The sequence below is a fragment of the Daejeonella rubra genome (assembly GCF_900103545.1).
GTDB lineage: Bacteria > Bacteroidota > Bacteroidia > Sphingobacteriales > Sphingobacteriaceae > Daejeonella > Daejeonella rubra.
Window position 1 is genome coordinate 15,727 of sequence record NZ_FNHH01000012.1, and the last position, 26,791, is coordinate 42,517.

General features: G+C 40.8%; 19 protein-coding genes and 1 tRNA gene. 16 read left to right on the plus strand and 4 right to left on the minus strand.

The genetic code is table 11. From position 1 onward, the window contains the following. Nucleotides 1–214 precede the first annotated feature (214 nt). From BLR27_RS09970 to BLR27_RS09980, 3 genes are all read right to left on the minus strand, one after another. On the minus strand, nucleotides 215–2,302 hold the full coding sequence (locus BLR27_RS09970) for an outer membrane beta-barrel protein (RefSeq protein ID WP_090704409.1): 2,088 nt from the start codon (nucleotides 2,300–2,302) through the stop codon (nucleotides 215–217). A 62-nt stretch (nucleotides 2,303–2,364) separates the two neighbouring features. Next, the gene (locus BLR27_RS09975; protein WP_090704411.1) at nucleotides 2,365–3,540 is read right to left on the minus strand and encodes a FecR family protein; all 1,176 of its coding nucleotides are present in this window, start codon (nucleotides 3,538–3,540) and stop codon (nucleotides 2,365–2,367) included. A gap of 103 nt (nucleotides 3,541–3,643) precedes the next feature. After that, nucleotides 3,644–4,213, minus strand: coding sequence for an RNA polymerase sigma-70 factor (locus BLR27_RS09980; RefSeq protein WP_176767663.1), 570 nt, complete (start codon nucleotides 4,211–4,213; stop codon nucleotides 3,644–3,646). 585 nt (nucleotides 4,214–4,798) lie between these two features. Here BLR27_RS09980 and BLR27_RS09985 point away from each other — a divergent pair. The 7 genes from BLR27_RS09985 to BLR27_RS10015 all read left to right on the plus strand — a co-directional run bounded on the left by BLR27_RS09985 (nucleotide 4,799) and on the right by BLR27_RS10015 (nucleotide 16,439). Continuing rightward, the gene (locus BLR27_RS09985; RefSeq protein WP_090704414.1) at nucleotides 4,799–5,359 is read left to right on the plus strand and encodes a hypothetical protein; all 561 of its coding nucleotides are present in this window, start codon (nucleotides 4,799–4,801) and stop codon (nucleotides 5,357–5,359) included. 504 nt (nucleotides 5,360–5,863) lie between these two features. Next, nucleotides 5,864–7,420, plus strand: coding sequence for a sulfatase family protein (locus tag BLR27_RS09990; RefSeq protein WP_090704416.1), 1,557 nt, complete (start codon nucleotides 5,864–5,866; stop codon nucleotides 7,418–7,420). Nucleotides 7,421–7,464: 44 nt separating this feature from the next. Further along, nucleotides 7,465–8,967 (plus strand): sulfatase family protein, encoded by a 1,503-nt coding sequence (locus BLR27_RS09995; RefSeq protein WP_090704417.1) that lies wholly within the window; start codon nucleotides 7,465–7,467, stop codon nucleotides 8,965–8,967. 444 nt (nucleotides 8,968–9,411) lie between these two features. Then, nucleotides 9,412–12,459, plus strand: coding sequence for a SusC/RagA family TonB-linked outer membrane protein (locus BLR27_RS10000; protein ID WP_090704419.1), 3,048 nt, complete (start codon nucleotides 9,412–9,414; stop codon nucleotides 12,457–12,459). An 87-nt stretch (nucleotides 12,460–12,546) separates the two neighbouring features. Beyond that, entirely contained in the window at nucleotides 12,547–14,157 is a 1,611-nt protein-coding gene (locus BLR27_RS10005) for a SusD/RagB family nutrient-binding outer membrane lipoprotein (RefSeq protein ID WP_176767664.1), read from the plus strand. 252 nt (nucleotides 14,158–14,409) lie between these two features. Beyond that, nucleotides 14,410–15,408, plus strand: a complete 999-nt coding sequence (locus tag BLR27_RS10010) for an SH3 domain-containing protein (protein ID WP_090704538.1) — start codon at nucleotides 14,410–14,412, stop codon at nucleotides 15,406–15,408. A 5-nt stretch (nucleotides 15,409–15,413) separates the two neighbouring features. Beyond that, nucleotides 15,414–16,439 carry a patatin-like phospholipase family protein gene (locus tag BLR27_RS10015; protein ID WP_090704423.1) on the plus strand — a complete coding sequence of 342 codons (1,026 nt, stop codon included), beginning with the start codon at nucleotides 15,414–15,416 and terminating at the stop codon, nucleotides 16,437–16,439. A 37-nt stretch (nucleotides 16,440–16,476) separates the two neighbouring features. Here the strand turns inward: BLR27_RS10015 and BLR27_RS10020 are convergent, their stop codons facing one another. Next, nucleotides 16,477–17,940: a sulfatase family protein gene (locus tag BLR27_RS10020; protein ID WP_090704424.1), complete on the minus strand. Its 1,464-nt coding sequence runs from the start codon at nucleotides 17,938–17,940 to the stop codon at nucleotides 16,477–16,479. Between the two features lie 447 nt (nucleotides 17,941–18,387). Between BLR27_RS10020 and BLR27_RS10025 the strand changes: the two genes are divergently transcribed. The 9 genes from BLR27_RS10025 (at nucleotide 18,388) to BLR27_RS10065 (ending at nucleotide 26,496) form a co-directional block, all read left to right on the plus strand. Continuing rightward, on the plus strand, nucleotides 18,388–20,160 hold the full coding sequence (locus tag BLR27_RS10025; RefSeq protein ID WP_090704426.1) for an FAD-dependent oxidoreductase: 1,773 nt from the start codon (nucleotides 18,388–18,390) through the stop codon (nucleotides 20,158–20,160). After that, nucleotides 20,161–21,972, plus strand: a complete 1,812-nt coding sequence (locus BLR27_RS10030; RefSeq protein WP_090704428.1) for a 2-oxoacid:acceptor oxidoreductase subunit alpha — start codon at nucleotides 20,161–20,163, stop codon at nucleotides 21,970–21,972. Nucleotides 21,973–21,994: 22 nt separating this feature from the next. Next, on the plus strand, nucleotides 21,995–23,047 hold the full coding sequence (locus tag BLR27_RS10035) for a 2-oxoacid:ferredoxin oxidoreductase subunit beta (protein ID WP_090704430.1): 1,053 nt from the start codon (nucleotides 21,995–21,997) through the stop codon (nucleotides 23,045–23,047). Nucleotides 23,048–23,100: 53 nt separating this feature from the next. Beyond that, nucleotides 23,101–23,175, plus strand: a tRNA-Val gene (locus BLR27_RS10040). 221 nt (nucleotides 23,176–23,396) lie between these two features. Next, on the plus strand, nucleotides 23,397–23,678 hold the full coding sequence (locus tag BLR27_RS10045) for a type II toxin-antitoxin system RelE/ParE family toxin (protein WP_090704432.1): 282 nt from the start codon (nucleotides 23,397–23,399) through the stop codon (nucleotides 23,676–23,678). A gap of 10 nt (nucleotides 23,679–23,688) precedes the next feature. Then, nucleotides 23,689–23,988 carry a HigA family addiction module antitoxin gene (locus BLR27_RS10050; RefSeq protein WP_090704433.1) on the plus strand — a complete coding sequence of 100 codons (300 nt, stop codon included), beginning with the start codon at nucleotides 23,689–23,691 and terminating at the stop codon, nucleotides 23,986–23,988. A 446-nt stretch (nucleotides 23,989–24,434) separates the two neighbouring features. After that, entirely contained in the window at nucleotides 24,435–25,001 is a 567-nt protein-coding gene (locus tag BLR27_RS10055) for a cupin domain-containing protein (protein WP_176767665.1), read from the plus strand. A 206-nt stretch (nucleotides 25,002–25,207) separates the two neighbouring features. Next, nucleotides 25,208–25,789 carry a DUF7010 family protein gene (locus BLR27_RS10060; protein ID WP_090704435.1) on the plus strand — a complete coding sequence of 194 codons (582 nt, stop codon included), beginning with the start codon at nucleotides 25,208–25,210 and terminating at the stop codon, nucleotides 25,787–25,789. A gap of 218 nt (nucleotides 25,790–26,007) precedes the next feature. After that, complete coding sequence (locus BLR27_RS10065) at nucleotides 26,008–26,496, plus strand: YdeI/OmpD-associated family protein (RefSeq protein ID WP_090704542.1); 489 nt, start codon at nucleotides 26,008–26,010, stop codon at nucleotides 26,494–26,496. Nucleotides 26,497–26,791: the final 295 nt, after the last annotated feature.

Sequence of the window (26,791 nt, forward strand, 5' to 3'; positions counted from 1 at the left end):
TAAATTCATTTACTATCTTATTATCTATAACTGTTTTCTTAATATGGCATCATTTGAACTGAACCTTTACTGAATGAAAGGAGCATTTTAAAACTCAAGAAGTAGCATAACTTACGGAAATAATAAATATTACATTTATTAATAAATTTTCTGATAGGATATATGGTTTAACCAAAACGAGATCAAAACCCCTTGTCCGATTTTTTCCCATTTCTTATTTAAAAGTATACCCGATGGATAAACCAGGCCATCCAAATATAAAATAGGAATTTCCGTAAGCAACTGAGGCATTTGCACGAAGCATAAATCCGTTTCTGGACTGAAGACGGTACCCTGCGTTCAAAAATCCTACTGCGTCAAATCGGGCCCCGTTTGGATTGCCGTTTATATCCTGATCTTCGCTGATCCTAACTGCAGGGGTAATTCCAATCCCTGTTTCAAAACCGCTTCTTTTTTTACCGATAATATAATTAAGTCCAAGAGGAATGGTGATATAATTGCCTGAAATTCCCCCTCCGGCACGAAGTCCAAAGCCATCATTTCTATCCGGCTTTAAGCGCATATCGAAGTTGCCGGAAATTATCGGGCTATTTCCCAGGAACTCGACAAAAACCGCTTTTTTGAATTTTCCTGTTGCTGCAGGTTCCTCTTTCACGGCACTGAATGCACCTGATTTAGCCTTTCCGGAATTGAGGTTAAAGCCATATTCAACCCGCAAGGCTAGCTGTGCCGGCCTTTTGATCTCATCCAGGTAATCGTAGATACGGCCCGTCATTTTCTCATACCTGAGACTGATATCAAAACCGTTTTTAGTCTCTTTGCCAATTCCTGCTGCATATATAATAGGGTAGGTAAAAGCCTCACTCTTTGTTCCTATGGCAATTCCGGCTTCAGGGGCAATATAGATTCCGCTTGTAGGAAAAAGCTTTAGACCCGCCTTAACCGGAAAATAGGCGATGTTAGTTTCTATAAACCCTGATTTTAACGAATAATGATTATAACCCACCGTAAGCATTCCCGTGCTTGCAGAGCTTATGTTTTTTTGAATGCGCAAATCGGCCCCAACTACTACATCATAACCGCTTGTTAAAGCTGTGCCAGCGTTTAAAGCCGTCCTTATGCGCATAGGTCCTAATTCTTTTGATACTTTTTCAATTGCTTCGTTTTTTCCAAAGTTTACTCCCAGGCCAAGCCTGATGGTATTTCTGTGTCCGTCATAAAATGACATCCACATGCTTTTGATTTGCGGAGTTAAGCCATATGCATATTTCAATTCGATAAAAAAGAGCTGATTCAGTTTATATTGTGAGCCAACCTCGGCCGATAGGCCAAATCGTTTAAATTTATCCTCTTCGTAATCCCAGGTGCCATCGGCAATGAAGTCAAGTTTTGGGCCTGCCATCACATTCCATTTTTCTTTGATATTATATTTTAGATGAAATGGTAGTTCGATAAAATGAAAGCTTTCTGTAAATGAAAATATCAACTCTGTTCCCAGATTGAATTTGCTTGTCAAACGGGTATCCGCAAAGAATCCTCCATAAAGTTCGAGCCCTGTGTACCCGCTTTTGCTTCCATCATTATCCGTAGCATTTATAGTGCTTTTATTCAGCCCGCCTTTAAAACCAAAACTGATTCTCTTTTCCCCGTCTAAAGATAAAGCCAGTGGGAAAAGTGTTTTTTTGGAATTTTCCTGCGACTTAGAAAGATTTGAAACGGTCTGTCCCGATTGAGGTTTTACCAGCTCCGGACTATCAGCGGGCTGGCCTGAAGAATCTGTATTGCCCGGGGCAGTCAGTGTACTCTGAGTGGTGGTAGGTTTGTCTCCATTTATTGTCAAACTATCTGCAAAAACTTTAGGCGATGGATCAGCGTTTTTATCCGGCATTGAACCGCTAAGAGTTGTTTTTTGATCTTCTGGTTTAGCAGAGTCGGCAGCCTGATCGACAGTGAGCGCTTTTGGTTCCACACTATTTGGCTTGGCAGCTGTCTTTTTCTTTGCATTAACAGGAATTATCTTTTTGGAGATCAGAATAGTTTTGTTTTCAATGCTGTATTCCAAAGGCTGGTTTTTAAAAACAAGAGCCAATACATCTGATAATGGTGCATTCTGAAAGTTCAGAGTAAGGGGTTTAGATTCAGCTAATAAAGCTGGATCATAGAAAAATCCATAGCCTGTTTGTTTTTGGATGGCCGAAAAAACAGTTTTCAGCGGTACGTTGTTGCCGGTAAAGGTAATTTGAGAGTATACTGAACAGGTATTAAATAAGATAAATGTTAATAACAGGTAAATGAGTTTCATAACGGGCTTTTGGCTTTAGCAAAGATGGCTTTTGAACTTATTAATTATTTGGCATGCATAGATCAAGGCATAACAACAAGCTCCTTCCCATTAATTCTAAAGTGGACCTGGCTTTTTCCAAGAATTGCAAGAACCTGTTGAATAGTTAATTTTTTGTCGATAGATCCTTCAAATTTTTGCTTCGTCAGCTCTCCTTCATATCGCACTCTTATGTCATACCATCTTTCCAGTTCGTGCATCACGGTCTTTATACCGGCATTATTAAAGTGAAAGTATCCTTCTGTCCATGCAATGGCTTGGCTGGCATCACTATCAGTTACCTGGAAGGTTTTGCTTAACCTGGCTTGCTGTCCGGGCTTAAGCAGCTGCGAATTATTGTTGCCAGGATCGGTGATACGGATACTTCCTTCAAATAAAGTGGTAATGATGGAAGGTTCATTGAGGTAAGCCTGGATATTGAACCGGGTGCCAAGTACTTCGGTGACCTGCCTGCCGGATTTAACACGAAACTTACGTGACTTATTGGGTGTTACTTCGAAATAAGCCTCTCCATTAAGATCAGTATCAAAATCATTATCCGAAAAATTTATCGGAAATTGTAAGGATGAAGACGCATTTATCCAAACCTGACTTCCATCCGGAAATCTGATCTGGATTTGACTGCCTATTGGAGTTTCTATCTTATTTGAAGCTGAGATGGAACCTTTCACATTCTGGGAATTCAGTAGATCGTATTCAAATTTTCCATCCGCTATTTTGCTTATCGTAAATCCAGTTTGTCTGATTACTTCCCCAATGGCTGCGTCTGAAAGGGATATTTCAGAGCCATCCTGAAGGGTCAGCATAACTTTATCCGCAGGCCTTGATATGCCTTCTTTAATTGGATTTGGCATTTTTACTGCCTTCAGATCAGCGGATCGCTGCATAAAAAAGTAAGCTCCTGTTGAAATAATAAAAATAACAGCCGCAACAGAAGCAATTCTCAGGATCCAGGTTGAGCGAAGCGGGTAAATTTTTATTTCCTTTTCATCAGAATGATCCATAGCCTCTTTTAATCGCAGTCTTAGCCTGGAATCGACCTGATCTTTCATGTCCAAACTGTTTGAAGGAATTTCTACATCTTCATCATTAAAAGAGCTATACCAGCGATTGACCTGCTCTTTCTCTTTGGGTGTAGCTGTTCCTTCAAGATAGCTGGCAATAGCATTTATTAAATTATCCGGTAATTGAGTAGCCATATATTATGTATGTCTGTTATGAATGGTTTTACACCTAATTGATAATTCGAATTTTTGGAAAATAATTTCCACCCGTAAATCAGGTTTAACAGGCTAATAATTATTAAAGCGATAGAAAAGCAGCGCCCATTTTTTTTATAACTAAGCGAAGCTTTTTCAAAGCCCGGTTCAAATGGTTTTCAACTGTGCTGGTAGAAAGATTCATTTCTGATGCAATCTGTTTTATCGGCATATTATCCTCACGGCTGTACTTGAAAGCAAGCCGGCAACGCTCAGGAAGATTTTCTACTTCCTCATTAACAGCTTCCATCAAACGTTTATAATGCAGAGTTTCAGAAATGTCATGGGATTCAACCGATTCTGATAGGGATATGTGCTGCAGATAATTCTGTTTAACAGACTCTTTACGTATGCTTCCCAGTACCCGGAACTTTACAGCAGTGGCCAGATAGGCACCCAGATTATTTATCTCTGATTTGTGGCGATTGGACCACAGGCTGGAAAATACATCATGAACAGCATCCTCCGACTTCTGCTGGTCCCGAAGTCGATTATAAGCAACAGCATATAAGGTCTGCCAGTAGCGATTATATATTTCATTAAATGCCAACTGATCTTCAGACCTGAGAAGACTTAATAATTCCTGGTCTGAAAATGCTTCCCCTTTTCTCACTGGTAAGTGTTGGTTAGAATTAATGGATCAATCAGTTGCAAGTTTAGTACAATTTCCATGATAAAATAGTTCACACTCTTATTTCCCGGGTCATGCTAATTTGTTAAGCATGGATGGGGCTAAGAGTAAGAGTATTAAAATTCAGGAAACGTTGCTTTTTTGATTCAACTCTATATTTAGAAGGAGCGCTTCGGCCTGGCAAAAGGTGATGGAGGTGTTTTTTATATAATTTTCATGCCACATATTAGCAAATTCTTCCAACCTTCTTTATACTTTCCAGATACCAAGTAGTGTCCATCTTCGTACCATGTTCGTACAACATTGCCTCCACGGTACCAAAAATGGGGTGTTCTATGAACAAGGCACGAAGGAGGTACAGAGAAAACGCAATATTTCCACTGTTGATACGCTTCACTTAACTTTATAGTGTTGTTTTAAATAAATATAAATTTTTGGCTGTATTAAAAAAACAGGCAGGATTGTATTTGCGCAGTGTCCTCAATCCAAATAGTTTTACATCGTCTGTTTTGAAATTTCCAGCAAATTTCTATATTTAGTCATTCTTTACCTATTTAAGGAGATTTAATGACTCTTCAAACCATTCTCGAAGCCCTTTATAGTCCGGATGATGACAGGGTGATTGAGATGATAAACCATTCTACCCCTGTCACAGAATTTAACCTGAGGGAAAAAATGTTTTTTATACATTCCGGATTCAGATTCAAACTCAATACAGGCAAAGAATTTGACCTGTTGATCGACCTTACTGATTTGAGCCATGCATCCGTGATCAGACAACCATGTTCAGGCCATGCCTCATTCCCATTGATCCTCGGACTGGTTTTATTCCGGAAGATTAAATTTATTGATGCTTTCTCAAAACTGCTGATCGGCGGTATTTCCGAATGTAATACCAAGATCTATCCCATAGATGCTGAGCTTGAAGATATTACAAAAAATAAACTGGAACATCCTGAATTCTGTATTTTCAGAGATGCTGATAATACCCTGATTAAAACATTTCCCTTATCCAGAAAATATCCCAATAAGCTTTTCCAAAAGGGAGATATGTTTTTCAGGAACCGAAAGGATACGAAACAAAACAATAATTTCACCCCTTCGGGGTTTGGTTCGCCTGGATTATAATAAGGTCACCCTTTCAGGGGTTGCCATTGATTGCGATTAATAATTCTGAATCGGATTTATCAGGATCATAAAGGTTAAAATAATTTTAGCCTTTTAGTCTTTATTAGGTTCAATTTCTATCTGAAGCCCTGATTGTTGTAATTATTTTTATGTGGTTAATTTTGGGATTTAACCTAAAGGTGTGTCATTATTATTGCAATGTTCATTTAGGAATTAACCCTGAAGGGGTGTTATTATTATTGCAAAGTTCAAAGCAGGGTTTAACCCTGAAGGGGTGATATTATTTATTTTTAAATCTACCACCAAAACCCTTGCCTTTTCTATGGTTTTGGCTTATTATTCTGAATGAGATATATTAGGTGTGCCTATTCTTTCCTTAATAATTAATTAATAGGTAGCCTCAATTTTCGAAATAATTACCTCTCGCGAAATATTTTATCTATACTTATATGATGAAATTTATTCCGGTATTTATCATCTGCTAAATCAGCTTAATTAAACTATATGGCACAATGGTTCAACTTTGATTTCAGATTTGTTTTTACTCTGATCATTGTCTCCTTCACAACTCTATTATCAGCTCAAAACAACCAGAATCTAACTTATCAGGAAATTCCAGGAACCAAACCACGTAATATCATTTTTATTCTTTCTGATGATCACCGCTATGATTTTATGGGATTTACCGGAAAAGTTCCGGGACTTAAAACCCCTAATCTGGATCGTATTGCCAATGAAGGAGCACATTTTCAGAACGCATTTGTCAGTACAGCCCTCTGCTCACCAAGCAGGGCATCTATCTTAACTGGACAGTATGCTCATACGCATACCGTAGTGGATAACCAGGCTGCAGCACCTAAATCGCTGGTTTATTTCCCTCAATACCTTCAAAAGGCAGGATATCAGACTTCCTTTTTCGGGAAATGGCATATGGGAGGTGGGAATAGTGATCCTCGTCCGGGATTTAACCGCTGGGTGAGTTTCAACGGTCAGGGAGAATACTATAATCCGAAGATCAATATCGACGGAAAGATGGTCGCTTATACTGACAGCACCTACATTACAGATATTTTAACCGACATGACCATCGACTGGCTCAAGCAGCGTGATAAGAAAAAGCCATTCTTTGTTTACCTATCCCACAAAGCCGTTCATGCTGAATTCAGGCCTGCAAAACGTGATAATGGAATCTACAAGGATATTCAGATCCAATATCCTGTGTCGATGTTTTCAACAGCAAGGGCAGATAGTAAAAAGTTTACTCGTGGAAAGCAGGCTGATTCAAGTGCCTATGAAATTAATTACAAAGACATTCCTCGATGGGTGAGAGCACAGCGTGATAGCTGGCATGGGGTGGATTATATGTATCATGGGCAGACTGATTTTGACAGTTTCTACATTGATTATCTCGAAACTCTGATGGGTATTGATAACAGCGTAGGCAGGGTTTTGGAATACCTTAAAGAAAATGACCTCGACAAAGAAACACTCGTTATTTACATGGGAGATAACGGATTTTCATTTGGTGAGCATGGCTTGATCGATAAGCGGCATGCTTACGAAGAGTCGATGCGGGTTCCATTGATCGCCCGTTCTCCGGCTCTGATCAAGGCAGGAACTAAAGTGAAGGAGATGGTTTTAAATATAGATATCGCCCCCAGTATTCTGGAAATGGCCGGAGTTAAAAAGCCAGCTCAAATGCAGGGTAATTCATTTCTCAAGTTAATGAAGGGTATGCCCGAAGCGAACTGGAGGAAGGAAGTGTTTTATGAATATTATTGGGAGAACCCATTTCCCCAAACTCCAACCCAGTATGCTGTGCGTACAGACCAGTATAAATTTATTCGCAGTCATGGAGTTTGGGATATCGATCAGCTCTATGACCTGAAGAAAGACCCCTATGAGATGAACAACCTGATCCGGAATCCTGAATTACAGGACCTGGCTAAAGAACTGAATAAAAAACTGTGGGATTGGCTTGATAAAACACAGGGATTGTACATTCCGCTGAAACCGATCACCGATAAAAAGGGCGATCATATATTCAGAAATACCTGGTAATATTTTATTAAAACGTTGATCAACAATTAATTATATTAAATATTATGCTTAAACGATTTAAATTTATAGTTCTTACTATTCTGAGTGTTGCACATTTTTCAGTTTCCTATGGGCAAAGCAAGCCCAATATTGTCATTATTTATACAGATGATCTGGGAGTTGGCGATATCAGTGCCAATGGTGCTAAAAAGGTAAAGACTCCGAATATTGATCGCATAGCCTCACAGGGTTTACGATTTACAAATGCTTACGCTACTGCAGCAACCTGCACTCCCTCTCGTTTTTCATTGCTTACCGGTAAATATGCCTGGAGAAAAGCTGGAACAAATATCGCTCCGGGTGATGCGGCTCTTATCATTCCAACAAACGAAGAAACCATGCCAGGGATGCTTCAAAAGGCAGGTTATCAGACAGCGGTTGTCGGGAAATGGCATTTAGGTTTAGGTCCGGAGGGTGGTCCAGACTGGAACTCTGAGATAAAGCCGGGTCCATTGGAGATCGGTTTTAATTATTCCTTTATTATGCCTGCAACGGGCGATCGTGTACCTTGTGTGTACATGGAGAATTACAGGATCGTGGATCTTGATCCTGCTGATCCGATCAGGGTATCCTATAAAGAAAAGATAGGGAATGAGCCCACAGGAAAGGAAAATCCTGAGCTTTTGAAGCTGAACTATTCTCATGGCCATGATGCGACCATCATTAATGGAGTTAGCCGGATTGGATGGATGACAGGAGGTAAAAAAGCTCGGTGGATCGATGAAGATATGGCGGATGTATTTACCAATAGAGCAGTCAATTTCATTGAGAAAAACTCAAAAAATCCATTTTTCCTATATTTCGCTACTCATGATATTCATGTCCCAAGAGTTCCGCATTCACGTTTTGTAGGTAAAAGTGGGATGGGTGCACGCGGAGATGCAATTTTGCAGTTAGACTGGACCGTTGGAGAGGTGTTAAAAACCCTTGACAGGTTAAAAATTGCTGATAATACACTCCTTATTTTTACCAGCGACAATGGTGCTGTTGTTGACGATGGTTACGAAGATAAAGCCGTAGAATTATTGAACGGTCATACACCATCCGGGATATTGAGAGGCGGAAAATACAGTGCTTTTGAGGGTGGTACAAAGATCCCGATGCTGGTAAGATGGCCTGCAAAAATTAAAGCCGGCACAGTTTCCAATGCCTTGTTCAGTCAGGTTGATTTTTATGCATCCCTGGCTGCTTTAACCGGAAGGAAGATCAGTTCTCAGGACAGTTATAATAGTCTGAGTACTCTGCTTGGCGGCAAGACTAACCGGGAATTTGTCATCCAGCAGGCGGTGAATAGTACGCTTGGAATCATTCAGGGCGATTGGAAATATATTTCTCCAGGTCCTGGTCCTGCAATTAATCAGCAGGTTAATATTGAATTAGGAAATAACATGAAACCACAGTTGTATAATTTGAAAAATGACAGTGCTGAAAAGAATAACCTGGCTGATCAGAATCCTGGAATTTTGAAAAAACTTATGGCCAGGCTTGAGGAGGTCAAAAAAGACTGATCGGAGCTGAGATTGAAACGCTAAAAAATAGTTTTACTAATTTCCCAACAGAATTAAAATTGTTAGTTTTCGAGAATGTGTGCATGTTTTTTTTGTGGATTATTCTGATGATTTTCTGGTCTTTAAAGCGACAGGATTCTCCGCTTAGCATCTACAAAAAATAATATATAATCGTTATAAATTAGCGCGATTTCAGAATTGTTCAATTTGTCATTTGATTCATAATATATTGAATATCAGCGTTTTGTTATTTTTGTTATTTCAATATGATCATCCTGACTGTAACAAAGATATAGATCCAACATTTACATTTAATAAAGCTAGCTCTAAGCAAAGCTATTTTAGGCTTAAACGGGCTTCATTAAGGCCTGCGGCTTAATTATTTTTTTTTAATTTTAAACACTGCAATTCAGCAGAAATTAAAATTATCCTTAAATCTTTTTTATGAAAAAAAAACTACTCATGTTTTTTTTGAGCGCTTTTCTACTGGCGTCACAAGCGTTTGCTCAGGAAATAACAGTAACCGGTAAAATTACTTCGGCTGAAGATGGTTTGCCGCTTCCGGGTGCCTCTATTAAAATTAAAGGAACAAATATCTTTGGTCAAACCGATCAAAATGGTATGTATTCTATCAAAGCAAGTCCGGAGAATGTATTGGTATTCAATTATATCGGTTCTCTTCCCGAAGAAAGAACGGTTGGTACATTACGTGTGATCAATGTTCAATTGAAAACTGATTCCAAAGTTTTAAATGAAATTGTGGTCACAGCATTTGGTGTGAAACAGGAAGTTAGAGGTTTGGGCTTTTCTACACAGAGTGTAAAAGCAAAAGAAATTGTTGACTCTAAACAACCAAACCTTGTCAATGCCTTGCAGGGAAAAATTGCAGGTGTACAGATAACCAATTCCAGCGGTTCAGCGGGTGCTTCATCAAACATAATGATTCGTGGGGGAAGTTCACTAAGCGGGAATAATCAGCCTTTATTTGTTGTGGATGGTATTCCAGTGGATAACACTACGCCCCTGGGCCAGGGAGGTTTGGGTGCTGGTAGTGCTCCTGCTTCGAACAGAGCAATAGATATTAATCCTGATGATATAGAGAGTATCACGGTCTTGAAAGGACCTGCTGCTGCTGCATTATACGGTATCCGTGCAGCCTCTGGAGCTATTGTGGTTACCACTAAAAAAGGTTCTGGTGGTGCTGCGAGAGTAAATTATCAAAATACTTTTTCACTTGATCAAGTGAACAGAATACCGACTCTTCAGGATAAATACAAGCAGGGTGAGCAGGGAGTTTATAACGCAACTGCTTCAGATTCATGGGGTCCTGCTTTTTCTTCAGGCGAACAGGTTTATGATAACCTTGGCAATTTCTTCAAGAATGCTTTTGCTCAGAACCATGATGTTTCAGTAAGCGGCAGTTCAGATCAAACGCGTTATTTTACTTCAGCATCATTATTGGATCAGGGTTCGATAGTTGATAATTCTGATTTTAAAAGAAAATCTTTCAGGTTAAATGCGGATACCAAAATGGGAGAGAAACTTACTGTTGGTGGTTCTGCAAACTATGTACGTACAGACAGAACTTATGTTCCTCAGGGAAGTGCCAATGGAGTGATGGGTGCCTTATACTGGCCAAGGAATGAGGATATGAAAAACTATCTGAATCCAAATGGAACTCAAAGAGTTTTCAATGTTGCTGATAATGATAATCCATACTGGACAATTCAAAATAAGCCGATCATTAATAGTATCAACCGTGTAATTGCAATTGGAAATATTGACTATAATCCCTTTAGTTTCTTAAATGTTGCATACCGTTTAGGAACAGATTATTACAGTGAGAATTTCAAGGCCATCAGAATGCCTGGAACTCTGGAATCTGATGCAGTAAGAGGTGCAATTGCACAAACTTCCGGAGATAATCAGATAACAACATCTACTATCATTGTTACTGCTAAGAAAACTGTTGCAAAAGACTTTAAACTTAGTCTTGCATTAGGTCAGAATCTTGAAAGTGCAAGTAACAGAACTACAACATCTACCGCGACCCGTTTTATTGATCCAACTTTTCCAAGTATCAATAATACTGTTGCTGCCGACCGTACAGTTTCAGAGAGATTGTACAGAAGAAGGATTTTCGGATTATTTGGTGATTTAAATGTGGATTGGAAAGGAATGGCATATGTTAATCTTAGAGCAAGAAATGACTGGTCATCTACACTGCCTGTTACAGATAACTCCTTTTTCTATCCTTCGGTAAGTGGTGCTTTAATCCTTACTGATATTTTAAGAGAGATGGGTATTAAGCCTGGTGATGATACCTTTTCTTATGGTAAGATCAGAGCGGCTTATTCTGAGGTTGGAAAGGATGCACCTGCACACGTAACCACTACATCACTTGCGTCTGTAACCAATACTTTTACCATCAATCCAAGAGGATTTATTACAAACGCGAATAATCCTTTCGGTAATCCTACCCTTGTACCTGAGTTTACAAAGGCTTTTGAAATCGGTACTGATCTGAGATTCCTGAAAAACCGTATCGGAATCGATGTTACTTATTATAACAGTAAATCCAGCAATCAGATATTAGCAACAAGAGTACCTCCATCTGCTGGTGCTTTTCTTACCTATCTGAACGGTGGATCAATACAAAATGAAGGAGTAGAGTTTGTATTCAATGCACAGGCTATCACTAATCCAAATTTCAAATGGTCTGTTGATCTTAACTTCGCAAAAAATACTTCAATTGTAAAGGCACTTCCAGGTACATTAGATCGTATCGAATTGTCTGATGCATGGGTTTCTGCGAATGCAGCTCAGGGTGCAGCTTTCCTGAACGGAAGTTTATTCGGAATTAACGGTAATGTTTGGAAGCGTAATGCAAGCGGACAATTGTTATTAGCTAATAATGGTTATCCTCAGGTTCAAACTGCTTTAACAAATATTGGAGATAGAAATCCTGATTTTACTACTGGTATTACCAATACATTCACGCATAAGAATTTATCATTTGCTTTTATGGTTGACGTACGGGTAGGTGGTAAGGTATTTAATGCAACTGAAAACTCTCTGGTTCGCTCTGGTTTAAGTACTAAAACACTTGACAGAGGAACAAAGGTGTTCGATGGAGTTATTGAGTCAACCGGTGTGAAAAACACTATTTCTGTTCCGTTAAATCAAAACTATTACCAAACAATTTATGCCAATCAGGGATATGACTTTGTTGAGGATGGTGGATGGTACAGACTTCGTTATGCAACATTCAGTTATAAAATGCCGGCTAAATTCCTGGAAAAAATAGATGTTAAAGGCTTAAATTTTACTTTAACCGGAAGGAATCTGCTTTTGATCACCAACTATTCAGGTGTTGATCCGGAAGTTTCAGGTAGTGGTGCTGGTGTTGGTGGTTCCGGATCTTTTGGTTTTGATAACCTTGGAATTCCGGCCACACGTGGTGTGGATTTTGGTTTGAGATTAACGCTTTAACAGGAAATAGATGATAAAGCAGGTGCAAAGGCTTATGTTTTAAAATTATGCTTCCTTGCATTCTCCTGCGTTTAAATAAAAATGAATATGAAAATTAGATATAAAAAAATCACTTACATTTTTTTCAGTGTCCTCTTGCTGAGTACTTCATGCAAGAAGTACCTGGATGTAAATAAGGATCCGAATAATCCTTCTAAAATTTCGGCTGCTAGTCGTTTAGTAGGTGCAATAACCACCTCTAATGGTTCAGCAATGTGGAGGGGAAGCCGTGAAGTAACGGGTTTAACTCAATATGGAGTAACAAAGCTTGCTACAGGGGCCAATATGGCTGCAGAAACATGGCGCTTTACTTCATCATATTTCCTTTGGCAAAATGCCTATGTATTTACTATGCCTAATTGTGTGGACCTGATCGTACTTGGAGAAGAAGAAGGCAGTCCGCATTTTGTTGGTGCAGGTAAAACTCTGTTGGCTATGAACTTTGGTTTGTTAACAGACCAGTATGGGTCAATTATTGTCGATGATTTTTATGATGGTGCAGCTCAGCTTAATCTGACGCCTAAAATGCAGGATCAGGAGACCGTCTACAAGCGTATCGATCAGTTACTTGATGAAGCTATCGTAGCATTCAATAGCACCTCTAATAAAACTGGTTTAAATGCAAATGGGGGTGATATTATGTTTCAGGGAGATATTAATAAGTGGAAACGCTTTGCATGGGCATTAAAGGCCAGATATCTGAATCACCTTTCAAAGAAAACAGGAGTTTATAGTCCTGCAAAGATCATTGAAGCCTGTAACAATTCATTCAATGCCGATGGTATGGATGCAGAGTTCCCTTATTTAGCTGGTGGCTTGGAAACAGATCAGAATCCATGGTATAGCTGGGGTGGATTTGTGCTTCCGGCGGGGGTAACCGATCCTAATAGTGCCTTGTTTAATCCAAGGTATTTTGCCTGGAGCCAGTTTTTTGTGAATATGCTGACCAGCTTCCCGGTAACAAACGCTGCATATCAGGATCCACGGATCAGCAGGATCATGAAACCTGCTGCATCAGACGGACAGTACAGAGGTTTAAGATCTGGTGGCGCCTTAACAGGTGGTCAGGGAATTCTTGCAAATGGTCAGGCAGGTGATGTTACCAAGAAGAATGGTAATGACTTTGGAAGGTTCAGTAATAGTGGTTTTTATACTAGTGAAAAATCACCAATGCCTTTCATTACTTATTCTGAAGTGAAATTAATTGAGGCAGAAGCTAAATTAAGAAGTAATGATGTTAATGGTGCCATTGTTGCTTATACCGAAGGTGTAAAATCAAATATGCGCAAACTCGGAGTTACAACTACTGAAATAAATGCTTATTGGGATGCGATACAAGCTAATGGTTTGAATGCTCAGTTTAGCAATCTTACTCAGGGATTAAGCCACATCATGAGACAGAAGTATATTACTTTATGCCTGAACCCTGAAACCTGGGTTGATATGCGCAGATCTGATTTTAGTCAGGCTATTTATGGCCCCTCTCTTGTTCGCCCTTTAAATTTAAATACAGTAGTATTTGATGCAAACAATCCAACTCAGTGGATAAGAGCTATGGTTTACGAAGGAAATGAGCAAACACGTAATCCGCAAGCGGTAGGTGATAACTCTGAAAAGTATCGTTTACTTACCCCTTTATGGTGGGATAAGGCTCAATAGCCTTGTTGCAATCAAAGTAGTTTTTCTATTTTGATTGAATAAAAATAAACAAGAAAGCTCCGTATTCGGGGCTTTCTTGTTTTAAAGAAATTCTATTCTTCAGAACTTTAAGCATTCAAAGGATATTAATCGAAAGGGTTTGTCTCTTTATTCATGGTCTGGCAGAGGACTATTTATTATGCCTGGATCCTTATCCTTTTGCAAATCCGGTCAAAACCTTTATTTTTAATAAACACACGAAAATTATTTGCTTTGACCAACAGGTTCGGATTTACAAAATTCAGTATTCAGGAGTTTGAGCAATGGATAAACTCATTGCAGCTTGCCCGGACTGTTATAAGCATCCAGCAACACCATACTTTCAGCCCTGCTTATGTTCATTTTAAAGACTCCAACCATTTTGAGCTGCAGCAGGGTATGAAAAACTACCATGTCAATCATAATGGCTGGTCTGATATCGGTCAGCATTTCACTACTTTTCCTGACGGGAGTATTCTGAGTGGCAGATCTTTGGAGAGGTCGCCTGCCTGCATTACAGGACAAAATGCCAATAGTATTTGTCTGGAGCACTTGGGTAATTTTGATTCCGGAAAGGATGCAATGACCGCCGAACAGCGCGAAGCCATAATCCGGATGACCGCCATACTATGCCGGCGTTTTAATTTACCTGTTCATACTCAAAGTATCATTTATCACCATTGGTTCGACCTGAGTACAGGGCAGCGGAATGATGGTGTAAGGAATAATAAAACTTGTCCAGGGACTAATTTTTTCGGCGGTAATAAGGTCATGGATTGTAATACCCATTTTTTGCCGCTTGTTTCACAGTCATTTCCTTTTTCAATTCAAAATAAGCCCGACTTGTTGAAATATGTGAGTGTTACTGCTTCAAAACTGAATGTCAGGTCAGAGCCAAGGCAAACAGCAAAAAAGGTTGCGGGACTTGATCCTGCCAGCATAGGATCGGTTTTGAGGGTTTATCAGGAAGAAAATGGCTGGTATAAGATCTCCAATTCACAGGAACATTGGGTTTATGGAAAGTACACAATGAACGTATCAAGAGCTGCGGTAAAAACAGCTAAACTTCATGTCCGGAATGGGCCCGGAAGGTCTTTTGATAGGGTAGGAGCACTTGCAAAAGGCCATGAGATTTTTATTGTACATGAAGAGAATAACTGGTGCAGGATACATATGGATGAGAAATGGGTGAGTAAAGATCATCTGAAATTTATTTTAAAGGATTTAACCTGATTTAAATGAAGAAAATATTGTCTATTGATGGCGGGGGGATCCGCGGACTAATACCCGGACAGGTTTTGGTAGCTCTTGAGAAAAAGCTGCAGCTGAAAACAAAGGATCCGGATGCCCGTATTGCCAGCTATTTCGATTTCTTTGCCGGCACAAGCACCGGAGGTATTTTAACCTGTCTGCTGCTTTGTCCGGATGAAAACAACCCTCAAAAGCCAAAGTTCAGCGCTGAGGAGGCCGTAGATCTCTATAAAAATAACGGTGACCGGATATTCAACCTTTCTTTTTTAAGTAAGATCTTAAATTATAAATCCTTTTTTAATGAAAAGTATGCTTCCAGACCTTTGGAGCATATTCTAAATCAATATTTTGGAGATATTAAACTGAGCGAGCTCCTGAAACCATGCCTGATCACCGCCTATGATATCCAGGAAAGGAAGACGCATTTTTTTGCAAAACATGATTTTCCGAAGAAGGGTGATGGAGGTGATTTCTTTATCCGGGATGTATGCCGGGCAACTTCTGCAGCGCCCACCTATTTTGAAGCAGCATTGATCCGTTCCATCAGCGGAGTTACCTATCCGATGATCGATGGTGGAATGTACGCCAATAACCCATCCTTATGCGCTTATTCTGAGGTTCGGAATTCGAAAGGCGATCCCACCTCTAAAGATATGTTCATTGTTTCTCTTGGGACGGGCAGTGAGAACAGATCTTACAACTATCATTCGGCAAAAAACTGGGGTGCAATGGGTTGGATCAAGCCCTCCATAGATATTATGATGTCGGGGGCGGCAGAAACCACGAATTATCATTTACTGAAGATGTTTTCAGCAAACGGCAATGATAAAAATTATTGCAGGATCCAGCCTTCAGACCTCAGAAATGCCGATCCTGAAATGGATAATGCGAGCGAGCAGAATGTGCAGGCATTAATTGAGCTGGGTATTAAAACTTCTCAGGATTGCTCGGATGAATTAGACAAAATTGTAGACATGATCCACCTGGATATGGATATCGTTGAGTTTGATTAGACAGAATCTGTATTTTTTTTAATAAATTGTAAATCAATTACTTAGTTAATTTTCCTGGCTGCCGCTTATTGCTGCCTTCTTTCTTTTGCAGGTCATCACCCAGATCTTCCCTTGCCTGATCAGCAATTGCCTTTAGTTCTTTCACGATTTCCGGGAAATAGGCCTGCACATCATAGCGCTCACCCGGATCTCTGCGAAGGTCGTAAAGTGCCTCATTCATCATCACATTTTCAGGTGCTGCACCCGGAAAGCCATTAACACCCGGTGCCTGATCAAGATAGGAGCGTGAAGGATGCTGGAAAACGAGTTTCCAGTTATCGCGACGGACGGCCTCCAGTGAATTTTTGCGATAATAGTATAAAAAATTCTTCCTTGGGCTTGCCAGGAGGTCGCCTTTTAGGATCTCTCCAAGATCAAGGCCATCGATCTTTTTTTCTGGAAGCGGTGCTCCGGCCAGTTTAGCGATGGTAGGCAAAAGATCGATTGTGGAAGCTAACTGGTTGGATACTAGTCCGCCTGGAATGGTGCCTTTCCACTTCATAATACATGGAACCCTTTGTCCCCCTTCAAAAGAAGTGCCCTTACCTTCTCTTAAACCCGCAGTATTACCCGCATGGTTTCCGAAATTTAACCAGGGACCATTATCACTTGTGAAAATTACCAGGGTGTTTTTTTCCAGTCCTTCTTTTTTAAGAGCGTCCATGATCCTTCCAACGTTATGGTCAACCTCCTGAATCATATCTCCATACAATCCCTGCTTGCTTTTCCCCCTGAATGCTGCAGAAGCATTGATCGGAACATGGGGCATTGGATGCGGAATATAGGCGAAAAACGATTTCTTTTTGTTGCGGCGTATGAAACTGATAGCTTCATCTGTCAGCCTGCTGGTCAGCAGAGCCTGGTCTTCCAGGGTACGGACGGTGTCAACAGGTGCAGAATTTCGGATCAGAGGCAGTGGAGGAAAGCGATATTTATTAGTTCCGGTTTTTGCAGGAAGCCCATCGTAATTAACCGGCCACATATCATTTGAATAAGGAATGCCGAGATATTCATCAAAGCCCTGATTTAGGGGCAGAAATTCCTGAGCATCACCTAGATGCCATTTACCGAATATTCCTGTTGCATAATTTTTCTGTTTAAGGAGGTCTGCAATGGTCATTTCTTCTTTGGCTAAACCGATGGGTGAAGCCGGAAATAAAGCGCCGGAGATGCCTACCCGGTTAGGATAGCAACCTGTAAGAATTGCGGCGCGTGAGGCACTGCAAACGGCTTGTGCCGACAGGAAATTAGTAAAACGAATGCCTTCGGAGGCTAATCGGTCAATATTTGGAGTGTTTATATCGAGTGCACCATAACAGGAGAGATCGCCATAACCCATGTCGTCCATGAAGATCAGAATGATATTGGGACCGGAAGGTGCTGCTGTTTTAACCGGGGTACTGGATTGATTTAGTGTGAGTACTATCAGGGCGATTAACAGGATTTTTATTTTTCTGATCATGTTACTATGAATGTATAATAGGATTGAAGATAAAATTAATATGGGATATTAGGAAGGGTTAGGTTTGCTAGTGCTCCATTCGGTCGGTGCTGGCGCACGCGCCAGCAAGAATTATAAATTAAATAAATTCTACCATTCCCCCACATTTTTCACAAGCGGAACTATATATTCCATATATTCCATTATTATTTATTTCTATAAGTCAAATTGTCTTTTTAAATTGTAGTCACAAAGGCACAATAAGTAGAATTGCAATTAATCTGCCGGATGGTGGCTGTCTGAAAATTAAGATTTTCAGAAAATTTTATCTGTATATAATGGTTCTGCAGCATATTGGCGGAACCGGAAATTGAATTCATAAGGAAAAATACATTGAGATCATTAAAATTTCAGTGCACTATATATTGTTTATTTAAGAATCTTTTCATTTTAACGGCTGTATAATTTTTGAAACCAACAGATACCAAAAACCCGGAATACTTCCACAAGGTTGTGGATTGTCAGTATGCCTGCCCCGCACATACTCCGGTACCTGAATACATCAGGCTGATCGCAGCAGGAAAATATACAGAAGCTTACATGGTCAACTGGGAATCCAACGTATTCCCCGGAGTGCTTGGCCGCACCTGCGATCGTCCCTGCGAACCGGCATGCCGGCGCGGAAGGATCGAGGAAGAACCCGTGGCTATTTGTCGCCTGAAGCGTGTAGCCGCTGATAATAAAGACGATGTCAAGGCATTCATGCCCGCAATTCCTTCACAAATGAATGGAAAGCGGATAGCTCTGATTGGCGCAGGACCAGCATCCTTAACGGTAGCACGTGATCTTGCTCCCCTTGGCTATGAAATTCATTTGTATGATGAGCATGAGGCTGGCGGCGGAATGATGCGCAGTCAGATCCCCTCGTTCCGTTTACCCACTGAAGTTCTGAATGAAGAGGTAGGCTACATCCTGGATATGGGCATTCATACCCATTTCAAAACCTATGTTTCCAGCTTAAATGAAATTCTCGACAAGGGATACGATGCGGTTTTTGTAGGCACCGGTGCACCTCGCGGACGGAACCTCAACCTTCCCGGACGCGAAGAGGTCGGTAAAAATGTACATATCGGTATCGAGTGGCTTGCAAGTGTAGCCTTCGAGCATACGCATAAAATCGGAAAAAAGGTGATTGTTCTGGGTGGTGGTAATACTGCTATGGACTGCTGCCGTACCTCACGCCGTTTGGGTGGTGAGCAGGTAAAGGTAGTCGTACGCAGTCCTTTTTCTGAGATGAAAGCTTCCCCATGGGAAATTGAGGATGCCATGCATGAGGATATTCCAATTCTGGAGAACCATGTGCCCAAATCTTTCGTGGTGGAAGATGGCAGCCTCAAAGGTATGTTTTTCGAAAAGGTGATGGCCGAATACGATGATAGCGGAAAGCGTCAGCTTGTCCCGGCCGGTGAACCGGATGTATTTATTGAAGCGGATGATGTACTGGTAGCTATCGGACAACAAAATAGCTTCCCATGGATCGAAAAAGAAACGGGCGTAAACTTTGACGAATGGGGAATGCCATTTGTTGATCGTGCCACACATCAATCATCCAACAAAAAGGTATTCTTTGGAGGTGATTCTGCTTTTGGTCCCAAGAATGTGATCACTGCCGTAGCCCACGGGCATCAGGCGGCTATTTCCATAGATCTTTATTGTCAGGGGACGGCCCTTACCGAGCGTCCTGCGCCCTTTACCAATCTTGTCAGCAAGAAAATGGGTATCCATGAATGGAGTTACGATAATGATGTGGTAAACGATCATCGTTTTATAGTGCCTCTGGCTGAGAAAAAAGCTGCTCTTTCTGATCGTAAACTCGAAGTGGAGCTAGGCTTTGACATAGCTACAGCAGTTAAGGAAGCCCATCGCTGCTTGAACTGTGATGTTCAGACTGTCTTCGAAAAGGATAAATGTATTGAATGCGATGCCTGTGTTGATATTTGTCCGACCTCCTGCATCACCTTTACCCTCAATGGAGAAGAAGAAGATCTCAGATCCCGCCTGAAAGCTCCGGCATTTAACCTCACACAAGACCTCTACGTATCCGATACCCTGCCCACCAAAAGGGTAATGGTTAAGGATGAAGACGTTTGTCTGCATTGCGGCCTTTGCGCTGAGCGTTGCCCTACATCTGCATGGGATATGCAGCAATATTTGTATAAAGTTACCAAAGCATGCCACTAAATGCCTAATTCTAAAGTCAACAATTTTGTCATACGTTTTGCAAACGTAAACGGTACGGGTTCTGCAAGTGCAAATTATCTGTTCGCCAAAGCTATTTTCAGGATGGGCGTTCCTGTAACTCCCAAAAATATTTTTCCTTCCAATATCCAGGGCTTACCCACCTGGTATGATGTCCGCGTAAGCGAAAAAGGCTATCTGGGCCGTCGTGAAGGGGTAGATATCATGGTTTGTGTGAATCCCCAGAGCATGCCCGATGATGTTCGCTCGGTGAGGAGCGGAGGATACTTCATTTATGATAGTACCAAAGCTTTGCATCCGGAGTTGATCCGTAATGATGTGACCTATATTGGGATGCCATTGATGGAAATGTGCCTCCGGGAATTTACTGATCCGCGGCAGCGTCAGTTATTCAAGAACATCATCTACGTAGGTGCCCTTGCAGCATTGCTCGATATTGAGTTTGAGGTATTGGAGCAATTGCTTGCTGAGCAGTTCGAGGGTAAAGAAAAACTAATCGGATTAAACATTAAGGCCCTTAAACTAGGCGTTCAGTACATAAATGATAATTTTTCCTTCCCGCTGGAGATCAGGCTGGAGAGGCGCGACCTTGTTGGGGATAAGATCCTGGTGGACGGTAATTCAGCATGCGGACTTGGAGCCGTGTATGGTGGTGCGACCGTTGTGGCCTGGTATCCGATCACTCCATCCACCTCGGTCGTTGAAGGATTTGAAACCTATGCCAAGAAGTTAAGGATCGATCCGGAGACAGGCAAAAAGAACTTTGCCATCGTACAGGCAGAAGATGAACTGGCCGCGATCGGCATGGTAATAGGCGCAAACTGGAATGGGGCACGTTCATTTACCGCAACCAGCGGACCCGGATTATCATTGATGAACGAGTTTTTGGGATTGGCTTATTTTGCGGAAATACCAACCGTATTGATCGATGTTCAGCGTACCGGTCCCTCAACGGGGATGCCGACACGTACCCAGCAATCTGATATTTTACTGGCGGCCTATGCATCCCATGGAGATACCAAGCAGGTTTTAATCTTCCCATCCACCCCGAAGGAATGTTTTGAAATGACTGCCGAATCTTTTGACCTGGCAGAATTATTACAAACACCAATCATCCTGATGACCGACCTGGACCTGGGTATGAATGACCATATGTCCGAGCCATTTGTATGGGATGATAACAAACAATATAATAGGGGTAAGGTTTTGGATGCCCAGCAGCTGGAAGAATTGCCGCGATTTGGCCGTTACCTGGATGTGGATGGCGATGGAATCACTTACCGTACCATCCCTGGAACGCATCCAACCAAGGGTTCATTCTTTACCCGCGGGACTTCCAGAGATGAGTATGCAGCTTATACCGAAGATGGAAGCGTATACGCACGAAATATGGAAAGGCTCTTAAAGAAATGGGATACCGCAAAAAATATCGTTCCGGCGCCTGTTCTGTATCAGTCGGAAAATAAGAGTCCCTACGGACTGATCTTCTTTGGAACATCCACTTATTCTGCGGAGGAGGCAATGGATGATATGGAGGCCTCTGGAATCGTTTTTGATGCAATGAGATTGAAGTCCTTCCCGTTCAATAAAACAGTTGAAGATTTTATTCATTCGCATGAGATGGTATTCATCATTGAACAAAACAGGGACGCTCAGATGCGCAGCCTGCTGATCAATGAGCTGAATGTAAACCCTCAGAAAATGATCTCTGTTCTGAACTTTGACGGTATGCCGATCACTGCTCAGTTCATCACAAGCCAGATCAATAAAACTTTATCCCCGGCCATTAATTAACACAGCAGCTACTAATAAATTTATGACCTATATACGTCCAAAATTCCGTCATCCTGATTTGCCAAAGAATGATCTCGGATATACTACTAAGGAATACGAAGGCTCTCTATCTACTTTATGTGCCGGCTGCGGACATGATTCTATCAGCGCAAGCATCATAGAGGCCTGTTTTGAGCTTTCCATACCTCCGCATAGGATTGCTAAATTATCTGGTATCGGCTGCTCATCTAAAACGCCGACCTATTTCCTTGGTAATTCGCATGGTTTTAACTCGGTTCATGGAAGAATGCCTTCTGTTGCTACCGGTGCTAATATGGCCAACCGCGAACTTACTTATATTGGTGTGTCGGGCGATGGGGATACAGCTTCCATTGGTATGGGACAGTTTGTCCATGTGATCCGCCGTAACCTGAATATGGTTTATATTGTGATGAATAATGGCTGCTACGGACTGACCAAGGGACAGGATTCTGCGACAGCTGATGAAGGATCAAAAAGCAAGGCAGGGTCTGTGAATCCCTTTCAGCCGATCGACCTCGCCGGACTGGCACTGGAGCTTGGAGCAAGCTTCGTGGCGCAGAGCTTTTCGGGAGATAAGCAGCAGTTGATCCCACTGATCAAGGCGGCTATCAGTCACCAGGGATTTGCCTTCATCAATGTTATTTCTCCATGTGTAACCTTCAATAATAACCCCGGATCTACCAAATCATATGATTATGTGCGGGAGCATATTGAATCAACCGGAAAAACTGACCTGGTACCTGAAAAAACAGAGATATTGACCAGCTATGAAAGTGGTACCGGTACGAATGTGATGATGCATGACGGGACGTATATCCGACTGGAGAAACTCGCTTCCAACCGTAATCCATTCGACCGAATGGGTGCCATGAATGCCCTGCAGAATGCCAGGAACAGAAGTGAGATCCTGACCGGATTGCTTTTTGTTGAAAAGGAAACGGAAAACCTGCACCAAACGATAAACTCATCGGACAGGCCGCTCAATACCCTGATGCAAGAGGAATTATGCCCTGGCTCTTCGGTACTGGCGGATATTAATGATGAATTGCGATAAGGCTTTTTTATAGCCTTGGTTTTGACAGAATTTAATAATTTTGGTTTCCAAAGGGGAAATTAGCTCAGCTGGTTTAGAGCACTACCTCGACAAGGTAGGGGTCGCTGGTTCGAACCCAGTATTTCCCACGGATGAGGTCTTAGAGAATTCTAAGGCCTTTTTTTTGGAGTTTTCCGAGGGATTGCTTCCTTCCCGGATCTACCGGAAACAAAATTTTAAAGAATTGTGATTTTACAAATGAATCACCTGCTCTTTATTGCCCATTTAATAGCCTTTTATGTTTCTCAATCTCTTTTAATTTCAGAACCAATTACTTACCTTTGACGTTAGTAACGTTTAGCATTAGTAAATGATTGTTTCATTCGGCAATAAAGAAACCCGTCAGATTTGGGAAGGAGAAAGAATTCGGGGGCTTCCTGTGGAATTACAGGAAACTACCAGAAGAAAGCTCAGGATGCTTAACAACTCCCAAAATATATCGGATCTAATGATTCCACCCTCAAACAGGTTGGAAAAACTGAAGGGAAATTTAAAAGCCTTTTACTCCATTCGAATAAATGACCAATGGAGAATTATCTTTCAATGGAAGAATGGAAATGCTGAACTGGTGGAATTGATAGACTATCATTAAAATATTAAAGATGGAAAAGTTAAAAAATATTCATCCCGGTGAGATTCTGATTGAAGAATTTCTAAAGCCATTATCAATTAGTGCTTACAGGCTTTCAAAAGATATTGGGATCCCACAAACGCGGATTTCCGAAATAATCAAAGGAAACAGGCGCATAACTGCAGATACCGCCCTAAGGCTATCCCGTTATTTTGGAAATAGTGCCAAATTCTGGCTTGGTTTACAGGATGATTATGATATCGAAGAGGAAGAAAGCCAAAAGAAAACGGAATTGAATGCCATCAAACTGCACAGGGATCACGCAGCCTGACAAGAAATAAATGCAATTCCTCAGGTTGATGTTTTTACCGACCGATTTTATCTTTCCTGCGGTCGGTGTTGTCACCGTACCGCATTACTTTCCCCTCGGTCGCTATTATTACCAACCGCATTACTTGATATCTTGAGTTTAAGGTCCTGGTATACTCCTGGTGGTCTTAATGCTGTCTTATGTTTCGGGTTTAATAAAAAGTATTGAATTTTTGAATCACAGGCACTTACAAGCTGGGTTTAGCTCAATATTTTCAGTTTGGCTTAGGATATCCTGCTGACAATGAGCATATTTAATAAAGGATGATAAATAAGCCACAATACCCCAGGGTTTGGTGGGCTTGTGGTAGTTTTGATACCATTATATACAAGTTAGCGGTCATGCTCGAACGTCATTGTAAACTTGTGGTACCTATATAAGATAAACAGAAAATCAATTACAACAATATGAAACGAGGCACATTTATATTTTCAGCACTTGCACTCTTTCCATTGAGTATGTTTGCTAAAATTAAAAACACCATTCTTATGAGGCCAAAAAAGGGATTTAAAGTAAGTGCCGGTGAAGCCAGATTTGGAGAGCACTTTAAAATGAAAGGTGTTACACTAAACACTTTAGACCTCAAAATATCAGGGAATGACACTGAAAACGATTTAGCTGTGTTTGAGCAAACCGGACTTACACCGAATGGTGGGCCTCCATTGCATATTCACCCATTCCAGGACGAATGGTTTTATGTCATTGATGGAGAGTATCTATTTCAAGTTGGTGACGACAAATATCAAATGAAATCAGGTGACACCATTTTTCTTCCAAGAAATGTGCAACACGCCTTCATACAGTTGACAGAAAAAGGAAAGATGATTGTTTCCTATTTGCCATCAGGAAAGATGGAAGCATTTTTTAAGGTTACCGACAAATGGACTTCCCCGCCGACAAAAGAAGAAATTGCAAAGGTTTTTGCAGACCATGACATGAAAGTTGTTGGCGCACCACTGACAGCTGGCAAGTAATGTAAAAAGCACGAACTGCCAACAGCACATTTGCATCAGGCGGGGGGGGGGCGTGCTCCGCAGACAGTTTTTTGGTAGCCAAAAGTTTTGTGCTCCGGAAAAACATTTGTGCTGAGAAGCCTGCCTATTGCAAATCTGCAAAACATTGGCGCCAGGCATGACAAAACACATTTTAAATTATAAACAAAGAAAAAACATTATAAGAAATGACTGAAAAATCAACAATCGGACAATTAAATAAGTCTGACACGTTCAGACAAGCTCAAACAGATATGTGTAAAGGTTATGCGAATGGCTCCATTGGCATAATTGTTTCAGGGCTTATTTGGCTCATTTCTGCAATTATATCTTTTCAATATTCTGATAAACAAGCTGTCTGGACACTTTTGATTGGAGGAATGTTTATCCATCCTGTGGGAGTGCTTCTAAGCAAAATAATTGGACTAAGTGGGACACATACAAAGGGTAATCCATTGGGAAACCTGGCTATGGAAGGGACAATATTTATGATCATGTGTTTACCTCTCGCTTTTGGACTTTCATTACAACATACGGAATGGTTTTTTCAAGGTATGCTTCTGATTATTGGTGGAAGATATTTGACGTTTGCGTCTATTTATGGCTTAAGACTTTATTGGATTTTAGGAGCCATTTTAGGACTTGCTGCATACTTGTTATTTTACTTTAAAGTACAATCTTTTGGTTCTTTGTTAACAGGTTCGCTTATTGAAATTTCGTTTGGACTTTTGATGTTTTTCTCTTTCCGAAGAGACAATTTAAAGGCTTAGAGTTAACATCATTAACCGAAATGCCTGCTATCAAGCACTTACCCAAATTGGCGGTTCAGTGGTTAACCTGCCTTGCCGGCAGGCAGGTCAAGTTTTGTTCTTTTATGAATTTTGTGCCTGGCTGACAGTTATTGCTTCGAAATCGCAACCTTCGGGTAGTTGCGGAACGAAATCAATTGTTCTATGGACAACAGAGACACAATCAAAAAGACAGAAAAATGGAAACAGAAAAACCATTAGTAAACAAAAAATATTTGCTGGAAAAATTTCCAGGGAAAGGCGGTTGGACTTATGCTGCTATTTCCGAAGTTTTGCGAGACAAACATTCGCCTTTTGGTTGGGTTAAGGTAAAAGGACACATTGACAACTATGAGATTAAAAACTATAAGTTAATGCCAATGGGCAACGGAAAACTTTTCTTACCTATTAAGGCAGACATCAGAAAGAAAATAGGTAAGAAGGAAGGTGACTGGGTTAATGTAGTTTTATTTGCAGACAAGGCACCGACAGAAATACCAGAAGAATTTTTAGAATGTTTAAGGGAAGACCCACTTGCACACAATTCATTTTTGACTTACACAGATGGACAAAAGAAAGAATTTTTAGATTGGATCTATTCAGCCAAAACGGACGACACAAAAGTTGAGAGAATTGCTGAAACCCTTAACAAACTTGTGAAACGAGAAAAACTCAGGGACAAGAAATGATAAAATTGATAGAACAGAAAGAACAACGAACCGCTAACATTCATTTTGCAAAAGCGGGGATTTCGTGATTATTTGAAAGTAAAGTTTTAAATCCAAGCTCTGTACTTTTTTCCTGTGGTCGGTGTTGTCCGTACCGCATTACTATATATCTTGAGTTTAAGATCCCGGTATACCCTGGTGGATCTCAGCTGCTTCTTGTTTTGTATTTTGACTTTAATAAAAATTATTGGATTACTGCATCACACGCGTTTGCTAGCTTGGTTTTATCCAAATATTCTCAGTATGTCTTAGGATA

Bases quoted from the DNA above. Each gene is read 5' to 3' on its own strand.
- BLR27_RS09970 (WP_090704409.1), bottom strand. From the start codon at position 2,302: ATGAAACTCATTTACCTGTTATTAACATTTATCTTATTTAATACCTGT.
- BLR27_RS09975 (WP_090704411.1), bottom strand. From the start codon at position 3,540: ATGGCTACTCAATTACCGGATAATTTAATAAATGCTATTGCCAGCTAT.
- BLR27_RS09985 (WP_090704414.1), top strand. From the start codon at position 4,799: ATGACTCTTCAAACCATTCTCGAAGCCCTTTATAGTCCGGATGATGAC.
- BLR27_RS09990 (WP_090704416.1), top strand. From the start codon at position 5,864: ATGGCACAATGGTTCAACTTTGATTTCAGATTTGTTTTTACTCTGATC.
- BLR27_RS09995 (WP_090704417.1), top strand. From the start codon at position 7,465: ATGCTTAAACGATTTAAATTTATAGTTCTTACTATTCTGAGTGTTGCA.
- BLR27_RS10000 (WP_090704419.1), top strand. From the start codon at position 9,412: ATGAAAAAAAAACTACTCATGTTTTTTTTGAGCGCTTTTCTACTGGCG.
- BLR27_RS10005 (WP_176767664.1), top strand. From the start codon at position 12,547: ATGAAAATTAGATATAAAAAAATCACTTACATTTTTTTCAGTGTCCTC.
- BLR27_RS10015 (WP_090704423.1), top strand. From the start codon at position 15,414: ATGAAGAAAATATTGTCTATTGATGGCGGGGGGATCCGCGGACTAATA.
- BLR27_RS10020 (WP_090704424.1), bottom strand. From the start codon at position 17,940: ATGATCAGAAAAATAAAAATCCTGTTAATCGCCCTGATAGTACTCACA.
- BLR27_RS10030 (WP_090704428.1), top strand. From the start codon at position 20,161: ATGCCTAATTCTAAAGTCAACAATTTTGTCATACGTTTTGCAAACGTA.
- BLR27_RS10035 (WP_090704430.1), top strand. From the start codon at position 21,995: ATGACCTATATACGTCCAAAATTCCGTCATCCTGATTTGCCAAAGAAT.
- BLR27_RS10045 (WP_090704432.1), top strand. From the start codon at position 23,397: ATGATTGTTTCATTCGGCAATAAAGAAACCCGTCAGATTTGGGAAGGA.
- BLR27_RS10050 (WP_090704433.1), top strand. From the start codon at position 23,689: ATGGAAAAGTTAAAAAATATTCATCCCGGTGAGATTCTGATTGAAGAA.
- BLR27_RS10055 (WP_176767665.1), top strand. From the start codon at position 24,435: ATGAAACGAGGCACATTTATATTTTCAGCACTTGCACTCTTTCCATTG.
- BLR27_RS10060 (WP_090704435.1), top strand. From the start codon at position 25,208: ATGACTGAAAAATCAACAATCGGACAATTAAATAAGTCTGACACGTTC.
- BLR27_RS10065 (WP_090704542.1), top strand. From the start codon at position 26,008: ATGGAAACAGAAAAACCATTAGTAAACAAAAAATATTTGCTGGAAAAA.